15 protein-coding genes are annotated in these 11,640 nt (G+C 32.9%); 6 read left to right on the top strand and 9 right to left on the bottom strand.

Translation table 11 applies throughout. From position 1 onward, the window contains the following. Positions 1–7: 7 nt before the first annotated feature. Together BXU01_RS20270 and BXU01_RS20265 are read left to right on the top strand one after the other, a co-directional pair. The gene (locus BXU01_RS20270; RefSeq protein WP_083694985.1) at positions 8–829 is read left to right on the top strand and encodes an alpha/beta hydrolase; all 822 of its coding nucleotides are present in this window, start codon (positions 8–10) and stop codon (positions 827–829) included. A 21-nt stretch (positions 830–850) separates the two neighbouring features. Next, positions 851–1,396 carry an alpha/beta hydrolase gene (locus tag BXU01_RS20265; RefSeq protein ID WP_083694984.1) on the top strand — a complete coding sequence of 182 codons (546 nt, stop codon included), beginning with the start codon at positions 851–853 and terminating at the stop codon, positions 1,394–1,396. 79 nt (positions 1,397–1,475) lie between these two features. On the opposite strand, the gene BXU01_RS20260 is transcribed toward BXU01_RS20265, so the two are convergent. Then, a complete protein-coding gene (locus tag BXU01_RS20260; RefSeq protein ID WP_083694983.1) occupies positions 1,476–1,811 on the bottom strand; it encodes a tRNA-binding protein in 336 nt (111 codons plus the stop codon). Between the two features lie 132 nt (positions 1,812–1,943). Here BXU01_RS20260 and BXU01_RS20255 point away from each other — a divergent pair, with 132 nt between their 5' ends. The 3 genes from BXU01_RS20255 (at position 1,944) to BXU01_RS20245 (ending at position 4,343) form a co-directional block, all read left to right on the top strand. Next, a complete protein-coding gene (locus tag BXU01_RS20255) occupies positions 1,944–2,837 on the top strand; it encodes an alpha/beta fold hydrolase (RefSeq protein WP_083694982.1) in 894 nt (297 codons plus the stop codon). Between the two features lie 127 nt (positions 2,838–2,964). Next, positions 2,965–3,519 (top strand): thioredoxin family protein, encoded by a 555-nt coding sequence (locus BXU01_RS20250; protein WP_083694981.1) that lies wholly within the window; start codon positions 2,965–2,967, stop codon positions 3,517–3,519. A 428-nt stretch (positions 3,520–3,947) separates the two neighbouring features. Continuing rightward, positions 3,948–4,343, top strand: a complete 396-nt coding sequence (locus BXU01_RS20245) for a GreA/GreB family elongation factor (protein WP_083694980.1) — start codon at positions 3,948–3,950, stop codon at positions 4,341–4,343. 108 nt (positions 4,344–4,451) lie between these two features. Here the strand turns inward: BXU01_RS20245 and BXU01_RS20240 are convergent, their stop codons facing one another. The 8 genes from BXU01_RS20240 to BXU01_RS20205 form a co-directional block, all read right to left on the bottom strand. Further along, on the bottom strand, positions 4,452–4,772 hold the full coding sequence (locus BXU01_RS20240; RefSeq protein ID WP_083694979.1) for a cytochrome C: 321 nt from the start codon (positions 4,770–4,772) through the stop codon (positions 4,452–4,454). Positions 4,773–4,869: 97 nt separating this feature from the next. Further along, positions 4,870–5,802, bottom strand: a complete 933-nt coding sequence (locus BXU01_RS20235) for a peptidylprolyl isomerase (protein WP_083694978.1) — start codon at positions 5,800–5,802, stop codon at positions 4,870–4,872. A gap of 67 nt (positions 5,803–5,869) precedes the next feature. Further along, positions 5,870–7,009, bottom strand: coding sequence for an MFS transporter (locus tag BXU01_RS20230; protein ID WP_255373809.1), 1,140 nt, complete (start codon positions 7,007–7,009; stop codon positions 5,870–5,872). A 193-nt stretch (positions 7,010–7,202) separates the two neighbouring features. Then, a complete protein-coding gene (locus BXU01_RS20225; RefSeq protein WP_083694976.1) occupies positions 7,203–7,550 on the bottom strand; it encodes a cupin domain-containing protein in 348 nt (115 codons plus the stop codon). Positions 7,551–7,594: 44 nt separating this feature from the next. Continuing rightward, a complete protein-coding gene (locus BXU01_RS20220) occupies positions 7,595–8,473 on the bottom strand; it encodes a sugar phosphate isomerase/epimerase (RefSeq protein ID WP_083694975.1) in 879 nt (292 codons plus the stop codon). Between the two features lie 30 nt (positions 8,474–8,503). Then, on the bottom strand, positions 8,504–9,055 hold the full coding sequence (locus BXU01_RS20215) for an NADPH-dependent FMN reductase (protein WP_083694974.1): 552 nt from the start codon (positions 9,053–9,055) through the stop codon (positions 8,504–8,506). An 11-nt stretch (positions 9,056–9,066) separates the two neighbouring features. After that, positions 9,067–9,972 carry an archaemetzincin gene (locus BXU01_RS20210; protein ID WP_083694973.1) on the bottom strand — a complete coding sequence of 302 codons (906 nt, stop codon included), beginning with the start codon at positions 9,970–9,972 and terminating at the stop codon, positions 9,067–9,069. Between the two features lie 194 nt (positions 9,973–10,166). After that, complete coding sequence (locus tag BXU01_RS20205) at positions 10,167–10,499, bottom strand: hypothetical protein (RefSeq protein ID WP_255373808.1); 333 nt, start codon at positions 10,497–10,499, stop codon at positions 10,167–10,169. A gap of 244 nt (positions 10,500–10,743) precedes the next feature. On the opposite strand from BXU01_RS20205, the gene trmD reads away from it, so the two are divergent. After that, positions 10,744–11,424 carry a tRNA (guanosine(37)-N1)-methyltransferase TrmD gene (gene trmD / locus BXU01_RS20200; protein ID WP_083694972.1) on the top strand — a complete coding sequence of 227 codons (681 nt, stop codon included), beginning with the start codon at positions 10,744–10,746 and terminating at the stop codon, positions 11,422–11,424. The last annotated feature ends 216 nt before the right edge of the window (positions 11,425–11,640 follow it).

Below are 11,640 nucleotides of genomic sequence, written 5' to 3'. Positions count from 1 at the left end.
TTACATTATGAAGAAAATAATAGTATTACTTTGTTTTTTTATTGGAGCTTCTTCTTTTGCCCAAAAAACAGAATATGAAACAAAAACCAATATTCAATATTATAATGCAGCAACTAATAAGTCTGATTCTTATATTAACGAAAGATGCGTTTTAGATATTTATTACCCTAAAAATACTAAAAATTTTGCTACAATACTTTGGTTTCATGGCGGAGGATTAACGGGCGGAAGCAAAGAAATTCCCGAAGCTTTAAAAAATAAAGGTTTTGCTATTATTGGCGTTAATTACAGATTATCTCCAAAAGCAAAAGCCGAAAAAGCTATTGAAGATGCTGCGGCAGCCGTTGCATGGACTTTTAATAATATTGCCAGTTATGGCGGTGATACTTCTCAAATTTTTGTTTCCGGACATTCTGCAGGAGGATATTTAGGCTTAATGATTGGTTTAGATAAAAAATGGCTGCAAAAAGAAGGCATCGATGCTAATAAAATTGCAGGACTTATCCCCTTTAGCGGACAATGTATTACGCATTTTGAAATTAGACGAGAAAACGGAATTCCGGAAAAACAACCCACTATTGATGCTTTTGCACCTTTATTTTATGTTCGTGCCGATGCTCCGCCACTTTTATTAATTACCGGAGATCGCGAAATGGAAATGTTAGGCCGCTATGAAGAAAACGCATACATGGCGCGCATGATGAAGCTGGCCGGACATACTCAAACTAAACTTTATGAATTAGACGGTTATGGTCACGGAATGACAGAACCAGGTTTTCCGTTACTTGTAAACGAAGTAAATCGAATCATAAAAGAAAATAAAAAATAATCATTTAAAAAATCCACGGCAATGGAAACAAATTTATTAATATTACCTGGACTTGGTAATTCTGGTGACAAACACTGGCAAACCTTTTGGCATAAAAAATTCGAAAATTCAATTCGCCTTGTTCAGGATAATTGGGATGAGCCCGTTCGCGAAGAATGGCTTCAAAGATTGAATGAAGAAGTTGTAAAACTAGACAAACCAACTATTTTAGTAGCGCATAGCCTTGCGGTTTCATTAGTAAACCATTGGGCAGCATCAAACAGTAATAAAAATATTGTTGGCGCATTATTGGTTGCTCCTGCCGATGTGGATTCACCTCAACATACTCCGGAAATTATTAGAAATTTTGCTCCAATGCCAATTTCAAAATTACCTTTTCCGTCAATCGTTGTTGCTAGCGAAAACGATCCTTATGCTTCTTTCGAAAGAAAACAATATTTTGCAGAAAAGTGGGGAAGTGATTTTGTAAACGTAGGACAAAAAGGACACATCAACTCAGATTCAGACTTAGAATATTGGGAAGAAGGACAATTGATTTTGCAGAAGTTAATTGATAGAATTTCTTAGTTTACAGTTACAAAAAAGTAAAAACAGTGCACAGTCTCAGTTCACAGTTTGACCTGAGACTGAAAACTGCGACTAAAAACTATCCAATTCTAAGTCCATTTTCTATTTTAAAATCCGGAGCTAATAAAATAACATCTCCCTCCTTTCCTATTGCGCCAAGAACAAGACATTCGCTCATGAATTTACCTATTTGTTTTCTAGGGAAATTTACAACCGATATGATTTGTCGATTGATTAAATCTTCTTTTTTGTAATGTACTGTGATTTGTGCTGATGATTTACGGATTCCAATTTCAGGACCAAAATCAATTGTGAGCTGATAAGCCGGTTTTCTCGCTTCAGGAAAATCATTTACTTCTATAATGGTGCCAATACGCATATCGGTTCTTTCAAATTCATTCCAGGTTAAATCCATTTGTTTTAATTTCTAGTGATTTACAAACCTATTAATTTTGTAATTATTACAACTAATTCTATAACCATTTTTTTAGTACTACTGCTAATTTTACTTAGCAAGTTATTAAGCTCATACTAAAAAAATATAAAAATGGAAAACACTCTCCTTAACGCCGACCAATCTATAAGAGATTTTGAATTTGATCTTCAGGAATTAAATACAGATAAATACATCGAAACTGCCAAAAACGTAAGATTGTATGTAAAGGATTATGGAAAAGGAAAACCGGTAATTTTAATTCATGGCTGGCCGCTTTCTAATGAAATGTGGGAATATCAAATTGATTTTTTAGTTCAGAACAATTACAGAGTAATTGCTTATGATCGTCGTGGATTTGGTAAATCTTCTCAGCCTTATGACGGATATGATTATGATACTTTGACGGACGATTTAAAAGAGATTATAGAGCAGCTACAATTAGAAAATGCAACTCTTGTAGGTTTTTCTATGGGCGGTGGTGAAGTAGTTCGCTATTTTAGCCGTTATGGAGGAAAAGGTGTTACAAAAGCAGCGCTGATTTCTTCGGTTGTTCCGTTTTTATTAAAAACCAATGATAATCCTGATGGTCATCCAAAGGAAAAAAGTGAAACTACAGCAAATGCAATCAAGGAAGACAGAATAGGATTTGTAGATAATTTTGGAAAAACTTTTTTCGGTATTAATATTATCAACAAGCCTTTGAGTACTCCGTTATTAGAATATTACAGAACTTTATGCTCTTTTGCTTCTCCTCGTGCAACTTTAAAATGTGCTGAATCTTTTTCATATACTGATTTTAGAGAAGAACTGGATTTTATAAAAGTTCCAACATTGATAATTCACGGTGACGATGACAAAATAGTTCCTATTGACCTTACTTCAAAAAAAGCTGCAGAAGCAATCAGGGAAAATACTTATATTGTTTATGAAGGAGCTCCACACGGATTATTTTATACTGACAAAGATAAATTGAATACAGATTTACTGAATTTCCTAAATTCATAAATCATCACTATACATACAAAAAATATCCAAGGAAGTTTAATAAAAGCTTCTTTGGATATTTTTTTATACGGGTGTATTTTCTTTTACAGAATATTAAAGTTATTTTTGGATAACTAATTTCTCTAAAATGGCACGAACTCTTTCAAATATGTTACCTCTTGGAACAATTGCTCCGGATTTTATATTAAAAGATACTAATTCTAGTAATCAATATTCTTTTGAAGAGTTAAAGGGATCAAAAGGCACATTAGTTATTTTTATTTGTAATCATTGCCCATTTGTACTTCATGTTATTAGAGAAATTGTAATGATTGCGAATGATTATCGTGTTCAGGGAATTGGCGTAATTGCTATTTCAAGCAATGATATTGAAAAGTTTCCGCAGGATTCTCCGGAATTAATGACAGAATTTGCTTTTGAGAATAAAATTGATTTTCCCTATTTATTCGACGAAACCCAGGAAATTGCCAAAGCTTATGATGCTGCATGCACGCCGGATTTTTATTTATTTGACAATCAGGACCGCCTGTTTTACCGCGGTCAGCTAGACGATTCCAGACCCGGAAACGGAATTCCGTTAAGTGGCAGCGATCTTCGCAGTGCCATTGATGCACTCCTTTATAACAGAAGCTTAAAAGAACCACAAAAGCCAAGTATTGGCTGCAATATTAAGTGGAAATAAAAAGAAATTAGCTATTTCAAAAAGTTTGTCTATCTTTGCAGATCAAATTAATCATTCTCATTTTGAGCACTATAAATATATTTACAGTCTTTATGTTGTTGTTTTCTCTAACGAGAAGACCGCTTACTGCTGTATTTATTTCACATAGTAAGGCCTTTATTAATTAGGCCTCCGTCTACTTCAATTTCTTCTTTCAGGCGGAGGATTTTTACCACGATTTTAATTATCTATTTTATTTGAAAGAGTAAACCTCTCTCAAATAATTTTCTGGTTTTCTAAATCAAAAAATTCCAAAAACACATTTCTATCAATTTCAATTGTACCCATACAATCTGAAATGGTATTTATGCATATATCAGCCTTGTAAAGAAGTATAAAACATTAATATTCAAATAATAATAATAATAATAATAAAACAAAATATAGTTATGAAACCAATACCCACTTTCTGTAAAACAGATTATCAGTTTTTAAGAGAATTGATATTAAAAAGTAAAAATTCAACAAATGCCAAAGAGGCAAATCAGCTTTCACAAGAACTTGACCGTGCCGTAATTAGCAAAGAAAGCGAACTGGATAATTCGATTGTAAAAATCAATTCGTATGTCACTATCGAAGATGTAAAAGCAAAAAAACAAATGAAAATTCAGATCGTTTTACCTTCTTTCGCAGACGTAAAACAAAGTAAAATTTCAATTCTGGCACCTTTAAGTGTTGCTATTATTGGCTTTAAAGAAAATGATGAAGTAGACTGGGAATTACCGGCCGGAATAAAAACTTTAAAAATAGTTGCGGTTACTAATACAACTGAAAACAATTCTTAATTTTTCAAACACCTCACTTGTGAAGGTGTTTTTTTATGTCCTATTTCAAACAAAAAAACTATCCAATACAACGTACTGAATAGTTTTATGAATCTACAACCGCAACTTTTATAGTTGAGAATTGATATAATTTGATATTGAAGCCATTTGAGTATCATCTAACTTCGCTTTTTTCTGCATTCTTGTCAAAATTGGTTTCCACTCTTCCTGAGTAAATTTCTTTGCTTCATATAGCTTATGGCATCTTCCACAACTGTTTTCGTACAAGTTTTTAGCCTCGGCTAATTCAGGTGTTAATGGTGCAGCTTTTGCAGTTTCAGTTACTGGAGCGGCAGGTGTTTGTGTTGTTGCAACTGCAGCAGACTTTTGAGTTCCGCAAGAAACTACAAGCAATACCACTGCAGCCAGAATTAAGATTTTTGATTTCATTGTTTTTCTATATTTGATAAGTAAATATAAAAAAATCCCATTCGCCGTGGCAAATGGGATTCTAATTTAAAACAATACTAAATTGTATTTAATATTCTTATTTTACTTCCATTAATTCTACATCGAAGATCAAAGTTGCATGTGGCGGAATAACTCCTCCTGCTCCTGCAGCACCATAAGCTAAATCAGACGGAATTACGAAACGAGCTTTGTCACCCACTTGTAATAAAGCAATACCTTCATCCCATCCTTCGATAACCTGACCTTGACCTAATCTAAATTCGATTGGTTTTTTACGTGGGTAAGATGAATCAAAAACTTTTCCGTTTTCTAAAGATCCTTCGTAGTGAACTGCAACTGTTTTACCAGCTTCAGCTTTTTTACCTTCTCCTTTATTAATCATTTTGTAACGTAAACCACTTTCAGTTTTATCAAAACCAGCAGCCAATTGTTCCATTTTAGCTTCAGATTCTGCTTTTAAAGCTGCATCTCTTTTTAGACGTGCACCTTTTAAACCTACAAAAGCTTCGATAGCATTAAATTTCTCTGCTTCTTCTCCAACTCTAATGATTTCTACACTTTCTAAAGCATCTCCCTGAGCAACTGCATCAACGATATCCTGACCTTCGATTACGTGACCAAATACAGTATGTTTTCCGTCTAACCAAGAAGTTGGAACGTGCGTGATGTAAAATTGAGAACCATTACTTGCAGGTCCTGAATTTGCCATTGCTAAAACTCCCGGACGATCGTGTTTTAAACTTGGGTGAAATTCATCATCAAATTTATATCCAGGATCTCCAGTTCCAGTTCCTTTTGGGCAACCACCCTGAATCATAAAATCAGGAATTACTCTATGAAACGTTAAACCATCATAGAATTTTTGTCCTTGAGGTTTTACTTTATTTTCCATATTTCCTTCTGCAAGAGCTACAAAATTCCCTACAGTTCCCGGAGTTAAATCGTGAGTTAGTTTTACTAAAATCGAACCTTTACTAGTATTGAATTTAGCATATATTCCGTTTTCCATTGTTGTTATTTTTAATTTAATTGCAAATTTACAAATTAATTTTATATCAATTTGTGCTTTCTATTTTTTAGACTTTTTTAGACTTTGATTTATAAGTAAGACCGTAAACTACAAATGAGAGTAATGACAATCCCACACAGCCAATAGCTACAGCGTGCCATCCGCCAAGTTTCCATAATAGTAATCCATAAGCAGATCCGGCTGCAGTTCCTAAAAAGCTAAACGACATGAATACGGTATTTAATCTGTTTCTTGCTTCCGGAAGTAACGAATATACTCTGGTTTGATTTGAAATATGAACGCCTTGAATTCCTATATCAATAAAAACAATTCCAATCGCAATTCCGATTACGCTTTCTATTGAAAAATAAAAAATCAAAAAGCTGATTAAAATCAATAAACAACCGTAACCCACAGCTACTCTTGAACCTCCTTTATCTCCCATTTTACCTACTAAAGGCGCTGCTAAAGCCCCTGAAGCACCTACAATGCCAAACAAACCAATTGTAGCACTACTGTAATGAAAAGGTTCTCCTGAAAGCAGCAAAACCATCGTAACCCAAAAAGCACCAAATTGTGCAAAACTGAACACATTTATAAGCGTTGCTTCACGTAAAATTGGCTGTGTTTTTATAAGTGTAAAAAGAGATTTAATTAACTGACCGTAAGTTCCCTGAAATTGCGGTTTGTTGACAGGAAATTTATTCTGAATCACAAAAAAGATCAAAAGACAAATTCCGGCTGCAATATAAAACATCGATCTCCAGCCTAAAATCTGACCTATGAATCCGCTTAAAGTTCTTGACAACAAGATACCAACAAGTAATCCGCTCATAATGGTACCAACTACTTTCCCTCGTTGTTCCGGCGCACTTAACGAAGCTGCCAAAGGCAAAATAAGCTGCGGAACTATCGAAGTGATTCCGATCAATAAAGAAGCAATTTGCAGTAGAAAAAAACTTTTTGCTGTAGCAGCAAGAATTAAGGCAATTACAGAGGCGAAAGTGGTCATTAAAATTTGCTTTTTTCGCTCGATTTTATCTCCTAACGGAACCATAAAAAATAACCCAATCGCATAACCTGCCTGAGTTAAATAGGTTATTGTTCCCGCACTGGCTTCAGGAATCTTAAATTCGTTGGCAATTAAAACAATTAAGGGTTGGCAGTAATACAGATTTGCAACTATAAGTCCAGTGCAAGCTGCCATAAATAAGACATTCGTTTTGGATAAATTCATTCGGCAAAAATACTATCAATATTTAATCTAAACTTATAATTAAAGTTATTTTTTTTATAAAATCTGTGTAAATCTGCGTCATCAGCGTTCTAAAAATTGACGCTGATTAAACGGATTCGCTATCGCGAAAACACAGATACTTACTGATTTTATTCGTTTAATTCTATTTAAAAAAATCCTCTCTTGCAGGACTAAAAACATCTGTCAAAAGTCCGCTTTCTAAACAAACAACTCCATGAACTGCATGAGGCGGAATATAAAAACTGTCTCCTTCTTTCAGCGTTTCAGTAACGCCATTTATAGTAACATCAAATTTACCGCTTGAAACATAGGTTACCTGAGTATGATAATGTTCATGCAAAACGCCAATTCCGCCTTTCTCAAAATGAACATTTACTAACATTACCCTGTCGTCATATGCTAAAATTTTACGCTTTATTCCTTCACCAACTACTTCCCACTCGATATCATCTCCTTTTAGAAATTCTTTACTTGATCCAAAACTCTTCATATATATTTTTTTTATTGAATTTGCACAAAATATTTAAAATGGTTTTATTTCCAGATTAAACTTTTAGAAATAAAATCACAACTCCTTTTAATAGATTCAAAGGGATTTGGATTAAAATTATTTTCCTGTTCCACAAAAAAATGATTCATGTCAGATTGTTTTGCAGCTTCAAAAATAGTTTTAAAATCAATTGTTCCTGATCCTATTTCTGTGTTCAAAGCCGGATTTAACTTATCCATATCTTTAACATGCCACATTTTAAAACGCCCGGGATTGTTTTCAAATAATTGTAGCGGGTTATTTCCTGAACGAACAACCCAGTATAAATCTAATTCAAAATAGACTGCGTTTTTATCCGTTTCGTTTAATAGAATTTCATAACCAGTAACTCCGTCATGTTTTTGAAATTCAAAATCATGATTATGGTATGCCAGTTTTAAACCTGCTTTTTGGCACATTTTTGCAGCTTCATTCAAGCGGGATACTATTACTTTATAATCTGCGATATTTTGTCTAAAAGGTTCATCGACCCACGGAATTGTAAGATACTCCGTTTTTAAAATTGTAGCAGCTTCAATCGCAGCTTTGAGTTCTGTGATATTACCATCTGCTAAAAAACTTCCTAAATTATAATGTCCACTTACTGCTTTAAGTCCGTTTTTATCTAATATTTTCTTCAATTCAATTGGAGAAAGTCCCCAAAACTGATCCTTTATAGAAAAACCATAAGTTTCAACAGTTGTAAATCCTGCTGCAGCGACTTTTTCAAGAGTTCCTTTTACATTTGCAGGAAGTTCATCACGCAATGTATACAATTGCAAACCTATTTCTTTTTTATCCATAGTAAACGCTAGTGAAGGCATGGCCAAAACTGCTGCTGTGGCCAAACTTGTATGTAATAGAAAATTTCTTCTTGTAACCATTTTTAATTTTAAAAGCTACAGTAAAACTAATCATTTAATCGAATTAGAAGAATCTTGAGACACTAAAAATTGATTTTCAAAATTGCATATAAAGCTCTCCAAAGCAGTCTCCGTTTCCTCGTTTATAATTTTTCCTTCTTCATTAATTTTTCCACGAATGCCTTGTATCAAAAGTTGTGTGCTTTGTTCAAGTTTAGCCTGGACTGTTTTCATTATCAAAATTAATTGTTCATGTGCCATTTCTCCCGAAGCAGAAGCTGTTATTAATCCTGTGTTTTTATTAGAAAAAATTGTTGTCGAAACACACCATTCCAGTGCATTTTTTAAACTTCCGGGCAGACTAAAAACATATTCCGGAGTACATATTATAACTCCATCAGCTTGATTAATTTTATTTCTAAAATCTTCAACTTCCTTTGGAGGATTCTCTGTATCTAAATCCGGATTAAAATGGGGAATTTGAGCTAAATCTTCGAAAATTTCAATCTCAAACTCCGCTTTTATATTTTCCGAAATAAATTTTAGAATCTTGTAATTGCTTGAATTCTTTCTTGTACTACCTGTTATAGCTAAAATTTTCATTTATTTTATTTTTACTGAATAATCTCAATATCCTTTTTCATTAAATTTAACCCATCTGTTAAATTATTCTTTTTAAAATATTTTTCTAAATCCGTAAGTCTCTTTTTATTATCATATTTTATACATGAATTCAATTTTCTTTGACAAACAGAACATAATCTTATGGTACTCTCATCTGTTTCAGATAAACTATTGGTTCCGTTCATCACACAATCTGCAGTAATACAATGATGCAGACCAAACATATGTCCTATTTCATGAGAACTTGTTTTTAATAATCTTGATAAACATAAATTAAAATTTTCAGAAGTCAGTTTTTCATCCTGAAACCTATAAATTGAAGTCACTCCCACTTTATCGTGGTAAGAAGCCAAACCAAAAACATAATTCCATTCCGGCTTAGGATATAAATCCAGTTCTGAAAGTCCCATTAAAGCAATTGTGTTTAAAGGTTTATCTTCTTTTAAAACATCATCTAAAAGATAACCGGCCAATAACTGTTCATGATCAGACATCATTCTTCTGGCAGAATTTGGAACTACATCATTAGAAATAGGCTCTAACGTTTTTGTTTTTAATTGAAAGTAAATTTCTAAATATTCATTGGTGAGCTGAATTTGTTTCTTTTGCAAAGAATTAAAATTCCCAATAGGTCGAATATAAATAATATTCGCCTCCTTTGTTGGAACGATATGTTTAGCTACAAAATATTGCTCAAAAGTTTGTCCTTTTTCTTTATGCGAATACAACCAATCTCCGTAAACTGGCTCAGCCAACTTTAAATCGTTACTCTTGATTTGCTTAAAATAAGAGGCTTCTTCAGGAATTTCTTTTAGACTCTCTTTTTGAGTTTCTTTAGTTTTTTCTTTACTACAGGAACAAAATATTATAAAAATAAGAATAGCGATTTTCTTCATATACTTTTTGTTAAATATATTCAAAAAACAACTATTCTTATTTTCTATTTTGATTTTCTTATTTTTTTTTGAGCTTTTTACTGGGAAGAAATATTACGAGAAGAAATACAAAAAACTTAAAACCCAAATCTACTTTTCGCCTTCTTCTTCAAAATTATCGAAATAATAAAATCTTTGGCAATTAATCCGCTTTTCTATTTTACAGCAATTTCCTGAGGTGTATGTTGCTGTTTATCTGTTCTATAAGAATAAATTTTTCCTTCCTTATTTATGTATACAAATTGATAAGTCCAATAATTAGGTCCTGCTATTCTCGAACCTACATCATTATTAGCATTCTCATAAACTTGTTCTCCGTAAATAAGTATCTCTCCTTGTTCACCATTATTTAAGGTTCTTATTGGAGTTCCCCAACTTTTTATTAGATTTTTTTTTGATTCTCCAATCCAATTATCGTTTGAGTTTTTAGTACTTGCACAAGAATGCAAAACCATAATTGCAATTAAAAAAAGTATGTTCTTGATCATAATAGTCAATTTAAAAATTATTTTTCAGTAAAAATTTCACATCATAATATTAATTGAAAATCAGCGGCATAAATTTACAGGAAAAAATTTATTTTTTATATAATTTCTATTTATTTAATTACATAACAACCTGTTAAACAGGTATATTAACTAAAAAACCTATTAAATATGTGAACCTGTAAATCTTTAAACTTCTCAAATATTAACTTTGTATCTTTGCCAACTGAACTATTGAAGAAAAAAAATGCGAATTGACATTATAACGATTTTGCCTGAATTATTAAGAAGTCCGTTTGAGGCTTCGATTATGAAACGTGCCATAGACAAAGGTCTTGTCGAAGTACATTTTCATAATTTACGCGATTATACTACAAACAAACAAAAAAGCGTCGACGATTACCCTTTTGGCGGTGGTGCCGGAATGGTGATGACCGTTCAGCCAATTGATGCTTGTATTACACATCTAAAAACCGAACGTGAATACGACGAGATTATTTATATGTCGCCTGATGGGGAAACGCTGAACCAGAAAATGGCCAATACTATGTCGATGTATGAAAACATTATCATTTTATGCGGACATTATAAAGGTGTAGATCAGCGTGTGCGAGATCATTTTATTACCAAAGAAATTTCGATTGGTGATTACGTTTTATCTGGCGGAGAATTAGGCGCTTTGGTTTTATCAGACGCTTTAATCCGATTAATTCCTGGTGTTTTAAGCGATGAAACCTCAGCATTAACAGATAGTTTTCAGGATAATTTACTTTCAGGACCTATATATACAAGACCTGCAGATTATAAAGGATGGAAAGTTCCGGAGGTTTTAACAAGCGGTCACTTTGCTAAAATTGACAAATGGCGTGAGGATATGGCTTTTGAACATACAAAGAACAGAAGACCAGATTTGCTTGAAGAGCATTAAATTTGTTTCAGGTTTCTTTTGTTTCAAGTTTCAGGTTTCAGGTTTCAGGTTTCAGGTTTCAGGTTTATATTGGAACGCATTCCGAAACTTGAAACAAAGAAAACACCCTTAACAATCAATTTATCAACAACTTAAAATAATTTACAATTAACAATTTATAATTCATAATTATTTTCTACATTTGCACCCGAATTAGACTAACCTCTGGCGAGATCC

The organism is [Flexibacter] sp. ATCC 35103 (assembly GCF_001975985.1).
In the GTDB taxonomy this organism is placed as follows: domain Bacteria; phylum Bacteroidota; class Bacteroidia; order Flavobacteriales; family Flavobacteriaceae; genus Flavobacterium.
This window is presented reverse-complemented; position numbering and strand designations above follow the sequence as displayed.